Source organism: Pedococcus bigeumensis, assembly GCF_006438965.1.
GTDB classification, from domain to species: Bacteria; Actinomycetota; Actinomycetes; order Actinomycetales; family Dermatophilaceae; genus Pedococcus; species Pedococcus bigeumensis_A.
This window is the reverse complement of record NZ_RCZM01000005.1, coordinates 258,438-272,857: the sequence shown is the minus strand read 5'-3', so window position 1 is coordinate 272,857 and position 14,420 is coordinate 258,438. Positions and strand designations below refer to the sequence as shown.

Here is a 14,420-nt window from a genome sequence, read left to right as displayed (position 1 = left end):
GCTCGCCGGGTGGTGGCGCCTGCTGCGCCGAACGGTCGGCGCCGAGCGCCGAGCGGCGATGTGGGCCGTTTGCCCTCCGGCGCGGGTGGGCAGCTCGGCCGGGCCTCAGCCCCGGTCCAGGGCCAGGTCCTCGGGGGTGTGCAGCCGCACCATGGTCCGTGCCGTGTGGCGGGGGATCCGACCCGGAGTGGCCAGCGAGACGACGACGGCCGTGGCGAAGGAGATGGGGATGGTCCACGCGGCCGGCTGCCCGAGGAGGGCGCCGGTCCACCCGGGGATGGGGCCCGCGAAGATGGTGATCGCCACCGCTGCGGCGGCCAGGGAGCCCCCCACGACCAGCCCGGCCGCGGCACCCACGGTGCTGAGGCCACGCCACCACGAGCCCAGGACGAGGAGGGGGCAGAAGGTGGATGCCGCGACGGCGAACGCGAGGCTCACCATCGTCGCGAGGCCCACGGGCTCGATCAGTCTCGACGCCGCATACGGGACGATGACGGACAGCACCGTGGCGAGCCGGAACCCCTGCGCGACGGTGAAGTCGTCGCCGGTCATCCGGCCGAGCCGGCGCCGCAGCAGGTCCTGGTCGATGACCCCGGCGACCGACATGGTGAGCCCTGACGCGGTCGAGAGGAAGGCAGCGAAGGCGCCACCGGCCAGCACCGCCGAGAGGACCTCGCCGAGCTGGCTGTGGACCATGGCGCCGGGCAGCTGCAGCACCAAGGTGTCGGCAGCGGTGCCCAGCGGGAGCTCGGGGATGTAGACACGGCCGAGGATGCCGTACAGCGGCGGGAAGAGGTAGAACGCGCCGAGCAGGGCCACGACGGTCAAGGTGGTCCGTCGCGCGGCCTTGCCGTCCGGGTTCGTGTAGAACCGCACGAGGACGTGCGGCAGCCCCATGGTGCCGAGTGCGAGTGCCAGCAGCAGGCTGTAGGTGGCATAGACCGGATGGCCCTGTCCTGCAAGGCCGTTCAGCGGTTCGGCCCACGCCGTGTCCCGAGCGATGGCCGGACTTGGTGCGCCGTCGCCGAGCCAGGCGCCGAGCAGGACGAAGGCCGGCACGGCGATGGCGGTCAGCTTGATCCAGTACTGCACTGCCTGGACCATCGTGATGGAGCGCATGCCGCCGGCCGCGACGTTGGCCACCACGACGACGGCCACGACGAGGCCGCCGACCCACGTGGGCGCGCCGGTGACCGTGCGGAGGGCCAGACCGGCACCCTGGAGCTGGGGGAGCAGGTAGAGCCAGCCGATGGCCACGACGAGGACCGAGCTCAGCTTGCGGATCACGGTGCTCTCGAGCCGGGCCTCGGCGAAGTCCGGCAGCGTGTAGGCGCCGGACCGGCGCAGCGGCGCGGCGACCAGGACCAGCAGGACCACGTAGCCCACGGTGTAGCCGACGGGGAACCACAGCATGTCGAGCCCGTTGGTGTAGACCAGACCGGCAATGCCGAGAAAGCTTGCGGCGGAGAGGTATTCGCCGCCGATGGCGCTGGCGTTGCGGTACGGCGTCACCGTGCGGCCGGCGACGTAGAAGTCGCTCGTCGTCCTCGAGAGACGGAGACCGAACGCTCCGATCGCCAGGGTCACCGTGCAGATCAGGACGATCGCGACGACACCGTAGGCCGAGTTCACGCGGCGTCCTCAGCGGCGCGGTCCGCGTGCCCGCGGGGCCTCCCCGTCGCGCGCTCGACGGCGCGCATCATCGGCGCCGAACGACGTGGGAGAACTCGGCCTCGATCCGCTCCGACGCACGCACGTAGTAGCGCGCCACGATGATCGCCACGGGGTAGACGACGACCGCGAGCATCAGCCAGGGCAACGGGATCCGGCCGAGGGCCATCGTCCTGGTTGCCGGTACCAGCAGGAAGAGCAGGGGCAGACCGCCGAGTCCGACGGCGCCGAAGGCCAGCACCCTCAGGGCCAGCCGCAGCTGGGCGGACATCAGGCCGGCCATGTAGACCTCGCCCAGCTGGCTCTGTTCGTCGATGTCCCGCGTCAGGGGTCGCAGGTCCCGCCGCGTCGGTGCGTCCCGGCGGGTGCTCGTGACGCGGACGCGAACGGGCGGGGGACCCGGGGAGGTCTCGACCGGCGAGAGGGGGTCGTCCGCCGGGACCTGCGTCGGGTCGTCGGGGGTGCTCACGGGCTGACGCGCGGAGTGGCCCTGAGCAGGCGGTCGCGCAGCTCGCGGGTGTGTCGTCTGCTGACCTGCAGCTCGGCGTCGTCGAGGACGACGCTGCAGCGGCCGTGCTCCATGCGTACCTCTCTGACGTGGGCCAGGGAGACCAGCGTGCTGCGGTGGATGCGTACGAATCCTGCTGCAGCCCAACGCTCTTCGAGCGTGCTGAGGGGGATGCGCACCAGGTGTGACCCGGCCTCGGTGTGCAGGCGCGCGTAGTCGCCCTGCGCCTGCGCGTAACGAATCTGGCTCCTGGTGATGAACCTGGTGACGCCGGCGAGCTCGACCGGGATCGTCTCGTCCTCGAGCTCGGCCGCAGCGCCTGCGTTGTTGGCCGCCGCGCCGGGGTCGGCCGCCGCGACGACCCGGCGCACCGCCTCGGCCAGCCGATCGGCTCGGACCGGTTTCATGACGTAGTCGGTGGCATCCACCGCGAACGCGTCGACGGCGTGCTGGTCGTGTGCCGTGACGAAGACGACCTGCGGCCGCTCCACGAACCGCGCGATGACGCGGGCCAGCTCCATGCCGTCGAGCCCGGGCATCGAGATGTCGGAGAAGACGACGTCGATGTCGCCCCCGTCGAGGGAGCGCAGGGCATCGGCGCCGCTCGAGGCGGTCAGGACCTCTGCGATGCGGTGGTCCTGGCGAAGCAGCCAGCTGAGCTCCTCGAGGGCCGGCGCCTCGTCGTCCACCACGAGCGCTCGCAAGGCTGCGCCCGCGGTGCCTCCGGTGGCTTCCAGCGGGCGGCGGAGCTCCGGATCGCCGGAGGGGGCGCCAGCCATGGGGGAGAGCCTACGGCGTGGGGTGAACGCCCGGGGCGTACTTGGGCACCCGGAACGTCACCTTCGTCCCGGCTCCAGGAGCGGTCTCGACGACGAGGCCGAAGTCGTCGCCGTAGACCTGGCGCAGGCGGGCATCGACGTTGCCGAGCCCGACGTTGTCGCCGTCGGCTCGGCCGTCGAGGACCGTCCGGATGGCCTGTGGGTCCGAGCCCACCCCGTCGTCCTCGATGGTGATGACGGCCTCGGCACCCTCGTCCTGCGCGGTGATGGTCACGTGGCCGCCGCCTTCCTTGGTGGCGAGGCCGTGCCTGACCGCGTTCTCGACGAGCGGCTGGATCGCCAGGTAGGGCACCGTGACCGGCAGCACCTCCGGCGCGATCAGCAGCGAGATCCGCAGCCGGTCGCCGAACCGCGCCTGCTCCAGCACGAGGTAGCGCTCGACGTTGCGCAGCTCCTCGGCCAACGTGGTGAACGCCCCTCCGCGTCGCAGCGCATAGCGGGTGAAGTCGGCGAACTCGAGCAGCAGTTCACGCGCGCGTTCGGGGTCGGTCCGCACGAACGAGGCGATGGCGGCCAGCGAGTTGTAGATGAAGTGGGGGCTGATCTGGGCGCGCAGGGCGCGGAGCTCGGCCTCCATCGTGCGGGTGCGCTGGTGGCCGAGGTCGGACAGCTCGGCCTGGGTGGCCATCCAGCCGGCGACCTCCTCGGTCGCGCGGGCGAGGCCGGCGGACGCGTGTGGTCCGTAGGCCGCGATGGCCGCCACCACGCGGTCACCGGTCACCACCGGAGCGATCACCACCGTCCGCGCGGGGCAGTCGGGATCAGCGCACTGCACCTGGCCGGCGCGCAGGACGATCGTGCGTCCCGTGCGCAGCACCTCCTCCGCGTGCCCAGGTGCATCGGCGGCGTGGTGCTCCGGCGCCCCGTCCCAGGCCAGCAGCCCGCTGGAGTCGCAGACGGCAACGGCGGACGACCCGAGCAGCTGGCGGAGGTGCTTGGCGGCCTTGGCCGTGCCGTCGGCGGTCAGCCCGTCCTGGAGGTGGCGGGCCGCCATCGACGCGGTGTGGAGAGTGGCGTGGGTGGCCTGGTCGACCTCGGACACGAAGCCCTGCGATGACTGCCGGCCATGGCGTACCAGCCGCACGAGGGCGTACAGCAGCACCATCGCGCCCGCGACGAAGATCGCGGTGGGGAGGTGGAAGCTGCCGGACACATCGCGCACTCTAGGCCGCACCGCCCGCTCCCGGCTGGCCCGCGAGCGCGGCGCCGCTGCGCCGCTGAACCGCTGAGCGAGCTCGGGGGCGGTCGGCCAACGCCTGTCTCAACCTGATGGCCGGGTGCACCTAGGCTGCCGTCCGTGGTCGACGTCATCGCAAACCTTCGTGCCCTGGCCGACCTGCCCGGGGTGCCGGAGCGGATCACCGCAGCCCGGGAGGCGTGTGAGCGGGTGCGCTGGCACGAGGCACTGCGCCGTCGCATCCCCGAGGCCGCGGCCGAGTCGCGGGTTCGCGGTGCCCAGGCCAGTGCGGCGCTCGAAGGGGCGACGGTGCCCCTCGACCTGGTGCGCGACGTCATGCGTGGCGCCGCCCAGTGGCCCCTGCAGCCCGACCCTGTCGAGCTCGTTGCTCGCGGCGCCGTCAACGCGACCGCCGAGAGCGAGCACGTGCGCAGCCTGGTTGCCAGCGCCCCGCTCCAGGCACTGGCGCGTCTGCACGTCGCGGCGGCCTCGGACCTGGTCCCCTCCGACCAGCTCGGGCGCCCACGCATCGAGGCAGAGAGCAGCTCCGAGTTCCTCGACCTCGGCGCGGCGCCTCTGGCGAGTGCCTTGCGGGACCGGCTCGAGCTGCTGGTCGCGGTGATGACCGCAGGGGCGGCCGTCCCCGCCCTGGTCGTGGCGGCGGTGGCGCACGCCGAGATCGCCACCACCCGACCGTTCGTGCGGGGCAACGGCGTGGTCGCGCGCGCGGTCGAGCGCGCCCTCGTCCAGGCCACCGGCCTCGACCCGACCGGCGTCGTGGTGACCGAGGCCGGTCACGCCGCCCAGGGTGGGCCGGCCTACCTCGGTGCGCTCGCGGCCTACGGAACCGGCTCTCCGGAGGGGCTGGGACTGTGGATCGGGCACTGCGCCGATGCCATCGTGGCCGGCGCGGTGCAGGGCGAGCAGATCTGTGACGCGGTCCGCGCGGGTCGTCTCACCTAGGCCGAGCAGGGGGACACGCGCGCACCCACCGGTCGTTCAAAGTCAAGGGTTTCCTTTGCGCCGGGGCGGGGGTACACATGGAGGCAAGTCGACGAACGGGAGTCCGACGACCACCGTGGCCCCATCGGGCACCCACGCGCGGGCAGTCCACTGGTGGACCGATCGTGACGGGCTTGTCCCGGTGCGACAACTACACAAAGCACGCCTGGTAACCCGTGGCGGATCACGGTCGATGGCACCCCGCCCTGCGGGGTGCCATCCTTCGGTTCGTGGCGGTTTGCGCGCGCTCAACGCCCATCGCTGCAGGTCCGACCCCAAGTTGGCCTCGAAACGCGCCTCGAACAAGTTGCGGTTGAACGGTAAATGGTCCACCATGAAGGCGTCCGCTCCCCCTTGTGGGTAGAGCGGATCGGCGCACCGGCTCCTCCCCCCCGGAGCTTGGCGCGTCGACGGCCCCGGTTGTCCCCCCGACCGGGGCCGTCCCCTTTCCTCCCGCAGTTCGGGTCCGCCGTCCGGCGCCTGTCCCGGTATGCCGGGTGGTCCGGCCAGAGCCCACGTGACCGGGCCGCTGTGGGCGCCGTCCTCCACAGCCCCGGACCGGCGAGGCGGGTCGTCCACAGCCCGGATCGACCGTGCTTGGGTGGTCGGGCGGCTCCCTTCAGGCTGGCAGACATGGACCACAGGGTGATGGGTGTGATCGGGGCGTCGGGTGGACTCGGCGTGTCGACCCTCGCGGTCGCGCTCGCGGTGCGCGCCGGCCCGCACGTGGGCGCCACCGTGGCCGTCGACGGGGCGCCCGACGGAGGTGCCCTCGATGTGACCGCCTGCCTTGAGCACCTCCCCGGGGTGCGCTGGCCCGACCTGGCCGCAGCCCAGGGCGGTCTGGACGGCGCGGCCCTGCTGCGCGCGCTTCCTGCCGAGGGGACGACGAGGGTTCTGGCCGGCACCCACCGCGGCTTGGGCGAGGACGTGGTCAGGGCCGCCCTGACGGCCCTGGCGCGAGTCTGTGGCGTGGCCGTCGTGGACCTCGGGCGCTCATGCTGGCTCGCGGAACAGTGCACGGAGCTGGTCCTCGTGGCGGGCACCTCGGCGCGCCACCTCGCGGACGCGACGGGAATGGCCGACGCGATCCACGGGCTCGGGTGCCCGGCCGGCCTCGTCGTGCGGACGAGCCGGGGTGACCCGGTCAGTCCGGAGGAGGTGGCGGTCCACCTCGACCTGCCGTTGTCGGGCACGCTGCGCGACGACTCCCGCATCGTGACGGACGCCGACCGCGCGCGGCCGCCCGGCGCCCGCTCGTCGGGCGCGCTCGCGGGGCTGGCCGATGCGCTGCTGATGACGCCCACTTCGGACGACCTCTCCATGCGGCAGGTCGGCGCGTGAGGCCGGTGGACGGATGACCCAGGAGACGCTGATCGCGCAACGGATCCGCCGTGGGCGGGGTCCGGACCCGGCCGCCGTCCACGACATCGCCACCGCCGATGCCGCGCGACTCGGCGAGACCGGTGTGGCCTCTGCACGTGCCGTGCTGGCGTCCGAGGTGCTGGGGCTGGGGCCGCTGGAGCCCTGTATCGCCGACCCCGACGTCACCGACGTGCTCGTCAACGGTGACGGCTCGGTGTGGCTGGATCGTGGTGCGGGCGAGCTGGTCCGGGCCGAGGTGGCCCTCGACCCGGCAGCGGCGCGACGACTGGCCGTGCGACTGGCTGCCCTTGCGGGACGCAGGCTCGACGAGAGCCAGGCGTGGGTGGACGGGCTGTTGCCCAGCGGCATCCGGCTGCACGCCATCCTGCCGCCACTGGTCGATGGCGGCGCCCACGTGAGCCTGCGCGTTCCACGGGCTTCGGGGGTGGGTCTGCCGGCGCTGCGCGCGCGGGGCATGTTCGACGGCACCGTCGAGGAGCTGCTTCGGGCGCTGGTTCGGCGCCGGTCGTCGTTCGTCGTCAGCGGTGGCACCGGCTGCGGCAAGACCACGCTGCTCGCAGCCATGCTGGCCGAGGTGCCCGTCGGTGAGCGGATCGTGGTCGTCGAGGACGTCCGTGAGCTGGCCGTCGCGCACCCTCACGTGGTTCGCCTGCAGGGGCGTGGACCCAATGTCGAGGGCCACGGCGCCGTCGGGCTGGTGGACCTGGTCCGTCAGGCACTGCGGATGAGGCCGGACCGGCTCGTCGTGGGTGAGGTGCGAGGGGCGGAGGTGCGCGAGATGCTGGCTGCCCTCAACACCGGCCACGAGGGCGGTTGCGGCACCCTCCATGCGAACGCGCCGGCCGACGTGCCGCGCCGGTTCGACGCGCTCGGCGCCCTCGCGGCGATGCCCAGGGACGCCGTGCAGACCCAGCTGTCCAGCGCCGTGCAGACGGTGGTCCATGTCGAGCGCGATGCCGGCAGGCGACGCGTCGCGTCCCTGTCGGTGATCAGGTGGAACGGGGTCGAGGTCGTCTGCGACCTTGCTCTTGACGCTGCATCCGGCCGGCGGGGCCCTGGCTGGGATCAGCTCGCAGGTCTGACAGGAGGTGGGGGGTGACGCTGGCGCTGGTGCTCGGGCTCCTCGTCGTCGCGGTAGCCCTCTGGCCAGCGGGGGACAGTCGGGTGCCGACTCGTGCCCGGGTGACAGCCCGCGACCGCCCGGGCCACGGTGACGGAACAGCTCTCGACGGGACGGCTCCTCCGGGTCGCCGTGGTCGCCGTGGTCGCCGGGGTCGTCGGGGTCGCGGTGGGCGGGCTGGTCGGGTGGCCCTGGAAAGCGCCCTCGCCGAGCTCGTCGCCGCCATCGCGGCTCCGCTGCGTGCGGGGGTGGCGCCCTCCCTGGCCCTGACGGCTGCCGCGCCGACCTGCGCTCATGACCCGGCTCTCGGCCCGCTGCTGCGCGATCTGGTCGAGGCCACGAGCACAGGCACCTCCGCCGCCGCGGTGTGGCTGCGGCACGCCGACTCCCACGGGAGCGCAGACCTGCACTTCGTCGGCCAGGCGTGGGGTCTCAGCGAACTGACCGGCGCGCCCCTTGCGGACGCCCTCGCGTCCGGTGAGGAGGTGCTTCGCGCGCGGGCGCGGGGACGGGATCGCGTCGCGAGCGCGGCGGCTGGTCCGCGAGCCTCGATGGCTGTGCTGTGCCTGCTCCCCGCGAGTGGTCCGGTCGTGGGCGCGGCAATGGGTGTCGATCCGCGCTCGCTCTACTTCTCCTCGCCCGTCGCCACGGCCAGCCTCCTTCTCGGGCTGGTCCTGGCGGCCGGCGCCTGGTGGTGGAGTCAGCGGATCCTCGGGCGCGCGGCATGACCACCGTGCTCGTCTGCCTCCTGTCCGGGCTGGCTACCGTCCTGTGGCCCTCCGGTCAACGGGCCGACCGGTTGCCGGCCGCACGGGCCGCCGCCACCGGCAGCACCGGTTCTCGGGCGAGGGCTCCTTCGGGTGGCCCGACCCTGACGCACCGATTCGCCCTCGCAGGCCTCCCCAATCGCTGGGGTTCCCATCGCCGCGAACAGGCGTCGAGCGACGAGGTGGCCGATGCGTTGGTCCTGATCAGCGTGGCGCTGAGAGCCGGGCTACCCCTGACCGAAGCCCTGCACCACGTGCAGGCCGGGGCCACCGGTCGGGTCCGCGTGGACCTCGCCGCCGTGGCAGCAGCACTGGGCTGGGGGAGACCCGCCCAGGAGGCGTGGTCCTTCGCCGGGCCGGGGTGGCGAACCGCTGCGATGGCGACCCACATGTCCGAACACACCGGCGCCGCGCCGGCAGCCCTCCTCGAGCGTGCCGCGGGACGGCTGCGCGAGGAGCGCGAACGCGAGCGCGAACGGGCGGCGGCTCGCGCGGGGGTGCTGCTCGTGCTGCCGCTGGGGCTGGGATTCCTACCGGCTTTCGCCTGCACCGCAGTGGTCCCCGTCGTGCTGAACCTTGCTTCCGGCGTGTTGTCAGGCGGACTGTGACCAGCTGGTCAGGGCTCCACGCCGATGTCCTCGTTCCAGAGTCCGGGCTTGTCCCCGAGCAGGCGCTGCATGAGCGTGTGGCACTCAACGTCATCGAGAACATCGACCTGGACGCCGTGCGAGCGCAGCAGCTCCTCCGAGGTCTCGAAGGTGCGGTTCTCACCCACGACGATGCGCGGAATCCGGTACAGCAGAACGGTTCCGGCGCACATGAAGCAGGGTGACAGCGTCGTGTAGAGCACGCTCGCCTGGTAGGTCCGGGCCGTCAGCCGGCCGGCGTTCTCGAGACAGTCGGTCTCGCCGTGCCGGATCACGCTGCCCTGCTGGACCCGGCGGTTGCGTCCGACCGAGACCAGCTCACCGTCGTGCACGAGCGCCGCCCCGATCGGGATGCCGCCCTCGTCCCACCCGATCTGCGCCTGCTCCAGCGCCACCGCCAGCCAGCGCCGGTCGTCGTCGGCGTTCGACCTCATCAAGCCTCCTGATGTCGTGGATCGTGCCCCGGGGTCCGGCGTCCGGCGTCCCGCGGCCCTCGACCGTCCGGGTCGGCGTCTGGTGACAGGGTGCCACGGGCCCCCACACCTGGACCCGCTCAGCCGGCTGTCAGAGCAGACGGATGCGGGCCCGCATCGCGGGGACTGTCCACAGGCGGCGCGTGCCCGGGCTCACGTCCACAGGGGGGCAGCTCGCGGCTGGCTGCTGGGGCGTGGACGCGCTGGACTCGAGTGGAACAGGGCCGGTGGCCCGATCCACAACCAAGGAGTGCAGCGTGAAATGCAAACTGGTCCAACGATTTTCGACGATCCGTCTGCGCGCCGAGGCAGGCATGACGACGGCGGAGTATGCCGTGGGCACACTGGCCGCGTGCGCGTTCGCCGCCGTCCTGCTGGCCGTGGTCCGTTCGGGCACCGTGAAGTCGGCGCTGGCGTCCGTGATCGCGACCGCGCTCGGGTCGGCCGGCTAGCGGGTGAGCGCGGGATGGCGACGGCCGAGTTCGCCGCCGCCATCCCGGCTCTCGTGATCGTCCTCGTTCTGGCGTTGTCGGCGATCGTGACCGTGACCGACCAGGTCCGCTGTGTGGACGCCGCCCGCGCGACGGCGCGTGCCCTTGCTCGGGGTGACGAGGAAGGAGCCGCCCTCGCGGTCGGCCGGCGGCTCGCGCCGTCCCGTGCGACGTTCGCCGTGGCGCGCTCGGACCGGGAGGTCTCGGTCATGGTCCGTGGAGCTCCGGCGGCGGCCCTTCGGTGGCTGGGCTCGCGGGCTACTCCGACCGGTCGCGCAGTGGCAGCGCGCGAGGATGTCGACATCGTCGACGGCGCAGGTGCCGTGGGAGGTGGGCCATGAACCAGCCCCTGGGCAGGCGAGGGCGAGGCCCTGCGGGTCTGCTCAGGCCGGGTGGACGCGTGCGTCGGGCCCGCCGACCAGACGAGGGCGGCAGCGTGACCGTGGTCGTGGTGGCCGCCATCGGGGTGGCCCTCGTCCTGTTGTGGGGTGGCCTGGCCCTGGCCAGCGCCGTGATCGCCACCCATCGGGCGCGGTCGGCCGCTGATCTCGGCGCGCTCGCCGCCGCCCAAGCCGTCCAGCGGGGAGTCGCCGCGCCGGAGGCGTGCGCGGTGGGGATGTCCGTGACGGCAAGGAACGGCGCCCGGCCGGCCGGCTGTGTTGTCGCCCCCGACGGATCGGTCACAGCGCGCGCCACGACACGGGCCGGACTCGGGCTTTACGCAGCAGGGTCGGGGACCACGACGGCCACCGCCCGGGCAGGACCATCGCCCTGACTCGCGGTCGGCTCCGCACGGGACGTGGGGGAGGGGCCCGAATGAGGGGTTGACGACTCGAACATGGACTCTTAGTGTCTTAGTTACCTAGATAACTGGAGGGATGATGATCGAGTTCACCCTGGACGGCCGGTCCGGCGTCTCGCCCTACCTGCAGGTCGTGCAACAGGTACGTCAGGCCCTTCGCCTTGGTCTGCTCACGAAGGGCGACCAGCTGCCCACCGTCAAGGACGTCGTGAGCCGGCTCGCGATCAACCCGAACACGGTGCTCAAGGCCTACCGCGAGCTGGAACGCGATGGGCTCATCGCCGCCCGACCGGGGATCGGCACCTTCGTGACCCGGACGCTGACCGACGACTCGTTCGCGGCCCACGCACCGCTTCGCAAGGACCTTGATCGCTGGCTGACGAAGGCGCGACGTGCCGGCCTCGACGACGAGAGCATCGAGGCGCTCTTCATGAGCACGTTTCGCAGTGCCCAGGAGGGAGTAGCGTGACCGCCGTCCTGGAGGCGAGGGGGCTCGGCAAGCGGTACCGCCGCCGGTGGGCGTTGCAGGACTGCACTCTCGAGATCCCCGCCGGGCACGTCACCGGCCTCGTCGGCCCCAACGGCGCGGGCAAGACCACCTTGTTGAGCTTGGCCGTCGGTCTGCTCGCCCCGACCGCCGGGACGATCGAGGTCTGCGGTGGTGTCCCCGCGGGGGGTGCCGAGCAGCTCGCCAAGGTCGGTTTCGTGGCCCAGGACACCCCGACCTACGCGAACCTCAGCATCGAGGACCACCTGCGGCTGGGTGCCCATCTCAACCCCCGGTGGGACAGGTCCATCGCCCAGACCCGGATCGAGCGGCTCGGCCTCGACCCGACGCAGCGCGCCGGCAAGCTGTCCGGCGGACAACGAGCCCAGCTCGCCCTCACCCTGGGACTCGCCAAGCGCCCAGAGCTGCTGATCCTCGACGAGCCCGTCGCCAGCCTCGACCCACTGGCCCGTCGCGAGTTCCTCCAGGTGCTGATGGAGGCGGTGGCCGAACACGACGTCAGCGTGCTGCTCTCGTCGCACGTGGTGTCCGACCTGGAGCGGGTGTGTGACCACCTCGTCGTGCTCGTCGACTCCGAGGTGCGCGTCGAGGGTGAGGTCGAGAGCCTGCTCGCCACCCACCACCGGCTGACGGGTCCACGCCGTGAGACCGACTCCCTCCCGGCGGACCAGCACCTCGTCTCGGCCAGCCACACCGACCGGCAGTCCACCCTGGTCGTGCGTACCGAGGCACCGATCCTCGACCCGGCCTGGACGGTCACCAGGCTCGGGCTGGAGGACCTTGTGCTGGCCTACATGGAAGTGCCGTCCGCGGACACCCGCAGGAACGGCGATGCCCGCAAGCCGGCGCTGGAGGTGCTGCGATGACCTGGTTGACCTGGCGACAGTTCCGCACTCAGGCGGCCACCCTCTACCTCGCCGTCGCCGCAGTGGCCGTCGTCGTCCTGGTCACGGGGCCCCGCCTGCACGACCTGGCCAAGAGTGGCGCGAACCTCTTCGACAACCTCACCAAGAGCGACCAGGCCCTGTTCTTTGCCGGGGTCATCCTGGTCGCCGCCGCGCCGGCGATCATCGGTGCGTTCTGGGGTGCGCCACTCGTGGCTCGTGAGCTCGAGCACGGCACCCACCGGCTCGTCTGGAACCAGAGTGTGACGCGCACCCGCTGGCTGGCGACCAAGCTGGGCCTGACCACGCTGGGCGCGGCCGCCGCGGTGGGGCTCCTGACGTGGGCGGTCACCTGGTGGTCCTCCCCACTGGACGGGACCCTCAGCCAGTCTCGCGGCAATCTTCCAGGCCGACTGACGCCCGTGTCCTTCGCGATGCGCGGTCTCGTGCCGGTCGGGTATGCCGTCTTCGCCGTCGTCCTCGGCGCCACCCTCGGGATCATCCTGCGTCGCTCGCTGCCGGCGATGGCCATCACCCTCGCCGTCTTCGCCTTCGTGCAGGTGGCCGTCCCGCTGTGGGTCCGCCCGCACCTGATCGCCCCGGCGACGGTGACCCTCACCTTCAGCGAGAAGGCGCTCGACTCGATCAGTGGGAGCCCGTCCGGCGGTCCCGACCGCATCGAGCTCAACACGGCCAACCACGGAGACTGGATCCTGACGAACCGCACGGTCAACGCCGCCGGTCAAGCCACCGCGCTGCCCGCGTGGCTCGGCGACTGCCTCCCCGGGCCGCGGCAACCCGCGCCCAGCACGCCGACCACGCAGCAGGCGCCGGACATCACCGCCTGTCTGGACCGGCTCAATGCCGAGGGTTACCGCCAGCGGATCGTCTACCAGCCCGTGGACCGGTTCTGGCCCCTGCAGTTCGCCGAGACCGGCCTGTTCCTGGTCATGTCCGGGCTGCTCGGAGGCCTCTGCTTCTGGTGGACCAGGAAGCGGCTCTCATAGCCACGAAGGCTCTGGCATGCCAGCGTGGCTCGTCCTCCGGCCGGCTGTCGGAGATGCCAGCGGAAAACGGTGCCGGCAGAACATAGCGACTGCGGCGACCCCACGGGGGTCGTCGCCGTCGTCGTCGTGTTCGTCAGCTCCGGTCGACCGGGTCCCGCCCCATGATCTTGTCGGCCACGGTGCGGAAGCCTGAGCCCTCATTCGAGCCCTCAGCTGCGTCGTCGCTGCCCTCAACCGAGCTCGATGAGCCGGTGGGGGCCGTCGCATCAGTCGAGGAGGCCGAGTCGGTCGAGTGCCCTGAGCCCACCTCGGTCGAGTCGGTCACGTCGGTCGAGCGGGTCACGTCGGCCGAGTCGGCGGCCGTGGCCGTGGTGCCGAACGGCTCGTCGCTGCTGCCCGCGCTGGTCGCGCCGGCCGGCACGCTGTCCGTCTCGGCGTCGGACGAGTGTCGCCCGGACGCCAGGTCGGAGTCGCCCGCGCCCGCTGCGCTGGCAGCACCGACGCCTGCTGCACCGACGCCAGCTGCGCCGGCAGACCCTGCACCGGCAGAGCCTGCACCGGCACCGCGAGTCGCGAGCTCCTGCTCGACCTTGCGTCGCTCGTCTGCGCGCACCCGCTCCTCGTTCTCGCGCGCACGCTGCTCGGCTGCCTGCTGACGGGAAGCGAACTCCTCCTCGCGGGAGGCCAGCTCGCCGTCACGCTCGCGGTCGCGGTCGGCCAGCCGGGTCTGGAACTCCTCGTCTCGTACGCGGTCACGCTCGGCCAGGGCGCTCTGGTGCGTCTCCTCGGCCCGGGCGCGCTCGTCGGCGCGGATGCTCTCCTCCAGCTTGGCCTGACGCTCGGCGTCCTTGGCCTCGCGTGCCGGCCGACGCCGGCGCTTGGCGCTGCCCCGGATCATCCCCAGCCCGAACCAGAAGAGCAGCATCGCCACAGCGCCGGTGATGAGCAGGGCGAGCGGGGTCATCCCCCAGTGGTAGCCAGCCAGCTCGAGGTTCACCGGGTCGGTCAGCGACTGGGTCGCGAGGAACAGCACGACACCTGCTGCGAGGGCGAGCAGAACGAGGATCAGTCCGAACACGATCACTGGTCGAAACCTCCGACACATCAAGGGTGCGTGGTGCACCGTCCGCAGTCGACA

17 protein-coding genes are annotated in these 14,420 nt (G+C 72.3%); 11 read left to right on the top strand and 6 right to left on the bottom strand.

All coding sequences use genetic code 11. From position 1 onward, the window contains the following. Window positions 1-105 precede the first annotated feature (105 nt). From EAH86_RS15435 to EAH86_RS15420, 4 genes are all read right to left on the bottom strand, one after another. Window positions 106-1,632 carry a cation acetate symporter gene (locus EAH86_RS15435; protein WP_140742312.1) on the bottom strand — a complete coding sequence of 509 codons (1,527 nt, stop codon included), beginning with the start codon at window positions 1,630-1,632 and terminating at the stop codon, window positions 106-108. 67 nt (window positions 1,633-1,699) lie between these two features. Beyond that, complete coding sequence (locus tag EAH86_RS15430) at window positions 1,700-2,140, bottom strand: hypothetical protein (protein ID WP_194150786.1); 441 nt, start codon at window positions 2,138-2,140, stop codon at window positions 1,700-1,702. Then, the gene (locus EAH86_RS15425) at window positions 2,137-2,958 is read right to left on the bottom strand and encodes a LytR/AlgR family response regulator transcription factor (RefSeq protein WP_140742310.1); all 822 of its coding nucleotides are present in this window, start codon (window positions 2,956-2,958) and stop codon (window positions 2,137-2,139) included. The genes EAH86_RS15430 and EAH86_RS15425 overlap by 4 nt, the downstream gene beginning before the upstream one ends. A gap of 10 nt (window positions 2,959-2,968) precedes the next feature. Beyond that, window positions 2,969-4,171: a sensor histidine kinase gene (locus tag EAH86_RS15420; RefSeq protein ID WP_241668398.1), complete on the bottom strand. Its 1,203-nt coding sequence runs from the start codon at window positions 4,169-4,171 to the stop codon at window positions 2,969-2,971. A gap of 144 nt (window positions 4,172-4,315) precedes the next feature. Here EAH86_RS15420 and EAH86_RS15415 point away from each other — a divergent pair, with 144 nt between their 5' ends. From EAH86_RS15415 to EAH86_RS15395, 5 genes are all read left to right on the top strand, one after another. Continuing rightward, complete coding sequence (locus EAH86_RS15415; RefSeq protein WP_170212813.1) at window positions 4,316-5,158, top strand: Fic family protein; 843 nt, start codon at window positions 4,316-4,318, stop codon at window positions 5,156-5,158. A gap of 672 nt (window positions 5,159-5,830) precedes the next feature. Beyond that, the gene (locus EAH86_RS15410; protein ID WP_140742306.1) at window positions 5,831-6,541 is read left to right on the top strand and encodes a hypothetical protein; all 711 of its coding nucleotides are present in this window, start codon (window positions 5,831-5,833) and stop codon (window positions 6,539-6,541) included. A gap of 13 nt (window positions 6,542-6,554) precedes the next feature. Then, entirely contained in the window at window positions 6,555-7,682 is a 1,128-nt protein-coding gene (locus tag EAH86_RS15405) for a TadA family conjugal transfer-associated ATPase (RefSeq protein WP_140742304.1), read from the top strand. After that, window positions 7,679-8,431 carry a type II secretion system F family protein gene (locus EAH86_RS15400; RefSeq protein ID WP_140742302.1) on the top strand — a complete coding sequence of 251 codons (753 nt, stop codon included), beginning with the start codon at window positions 7,679-7,681 and terminating at the stop codon, window positions 8,429-8,431. The genes EAH86_RS15405 and EAH86_RS15400 overlap by 4 nt, the downstream gene beginning before the upstream one ends. Next, on the top strand, window positions 8,428-9,078 hold the full coding sequence (locus EAH86_RS15395; RefSeq protein ID WP_140742300.1) for a type II secretion system F family protein: 651 nt from the start codon (window positions 8,428-8,430) through the stop codon (window positions 9,076-9,078). Before EAH86_RS15400 ends, EAH86_RS15395 begins: the two co-directional genes overlap by 4 nt. Before the next feature lie 8 nt (window positions 9,079-9,086). On the opposite strand, the gene EAH86_RS15390 is transcribed toward EAH86_RS15395, so the two are convergent. Then, window positions 9,087-9,551 carry a nucleoside deaminase gene (locus EAH86_RS15390; protein ID WP_140742298.1) on the bottom strand — a complete coding sequence of 155 codons (465 nt, stop codon included), beginning with the start codon at window positions 9,549-9,551 and terminating at the stop codon, window positions 9,087-9,089. Window positions 9,552-9,847: 296 nt separating this feature from the next. On the opposite strand from EAH86_RS15390, the gene EAH86_RS20845 reads away from it, so the two are divergent. The 6 genes from EAH86_RS20845 (at window position 9,848) to EAH86_RS15360 (ending at window position 13,282) form a co-directional block, all read left to right on the top strand. Beyond that, window positions 9,848-10,042: a DUF4244 domain-containing protein gene (locus tag EAH86_RS20845; RefSeq protein ID WP_241668397.1), complete on the top strand. Its 195-nt coding sequence runs from the start codon at window positions 9,848-9,850 to the stop codon at window positions 10,040-10,042. Between the two features lie 14 nt (window positions 10,043-10,056). Further along, window positions 10,057-10,422, top strand: coding sequence for a TadE family type IV pilus minor pilin (locus tag EAH86_RS15380; protein ID WP_140742294.1), 366 nt, complete (start codon window positions 10,057-10,059; stop codon window positions 10,420-10,422). A gap of 95 nt (window positions 10,423-10,517) precedes the next feature. Beyond that, window positions 10,518-10,856, top strand: coding sequence for an Rv3654c family TadE-like protein (locus EAH86_RS15375; protein WP_161988672.1), 339 nt, complete (start codon window positions 10,518-10,520; stop codon window positions 10,854-10,856). Window positions 10,857-10,959: 103 nt separating this feature from the next. Continuing rightward, window positions 10,960-11,352: a GntR family transcriptional regulator gene (locus EAH86_RS15370; protein ID WP_241668396.1), complete on the top strand. Its 393-nt coding sequence runs from the start codon at window positions 10,960-10,962 to the stop codon at window positions 11,350-11,352. Then, window positions 11,349-12,257, top strand: coding sequence for an ABC transporter ATP-binding protein (locus EAH86_RS15365; protein ID WP_140742290.1), 909 nt, complete (start codon window positions 11,349-11,351; stop codon window positions 12,255-12,257). The genes EAH86_RS15370 and EAH86_RS15365 overlap by 4 nt, the downstream gene beginning before the upstream one ends. Then, the gene (locus EAH86_RS15360) at window positions 12,254-13,282 is read left to right on the top strand and encodes an ABC transporter permease subunit (RefSeq protein ID WP_140742288.1); all 1,029 of its coding nucleotides are present in this window, start codon (window positions 12,254-12,256) and stop codon (window positions 13,280-13,282) included. Before EAH86_RS15365 ends, EAH86_RS15360 begins: the two co-directional genes overlap by 4 nt. 133 nt (window positions 13,283-13,415) lie before the next feature. Here the strand turns inward: EAH86_RS15360 and EAH86_RS20300 are convergent, their stop codons facing one another. Then, entirely contained in the window at window positions 13,416-14,366 is a 951-nt protein-coding gene (locus EAH86_RS20300) for a hypothetical protein (RefSeq protein WP_161988671.1), read from the bottom strand. Between the last annotated feature and the right edge of the window lie 54 nt (window positions 14,367-14,420).

Coding starts and splice junctions, on each gene's coding strand:
- EAH86_RS15425 (WP_140742310.1), bottom strand. CDS start 2,958: ATGGCTGGCGCCCCCTCCGGCGATCCGGAGCTCCGCCGCCCGCTGGAA.
- EAH86_RS15410 (WP_140742306.1), top strand. CDS start 5,831: ATGGACCACAGGGTGATGGGTGTGATCGGGGCGTCGGGTGGACTCGGC.
- EAH86_RS15405 (WP_140742304.1), top strand. CDS start 6,555: ATGACCCAGGAGACGCTGATCGCGCAACGGATCCGCCGTGGGCGGGGT.
- EAH86_RS15395 (WP_140742300.1), top strand. CDS start 8,428: ATGACCACCGTGCTCGTCTGCCTCCTGTCCGGGCTGGCTACCGTCCTG.
- EAH86_RS15390 (WP_140742298.1), bottom strand. CDS start 9,551: ATGAGGTCGAACGCCGACGACGACCGGCGCTGGCTGGCGGTGGCGCTG.
- EAH86_RS15380 (WP_140742294.1), top strand. CDS start 10,057: ATGGCGACGGCCGAGTTCGCCGCCGCCATCCCGGCTCTCGTGATCGTC.
- EAH86_RS15370 (WP_241668396.1), top strand. CDS start 10,960: ATGATGATCGAGTTCACCCTGGACGGCCGGTCCGGCGTCTCGCCCTAC.
- EAH86_RS15360 (WP_140742288.1), top strand. CDS start 12,254: ATGACCTGGTTGACCTGGCGACAGTTCCGCACTCAGGCGGCCACCCTC.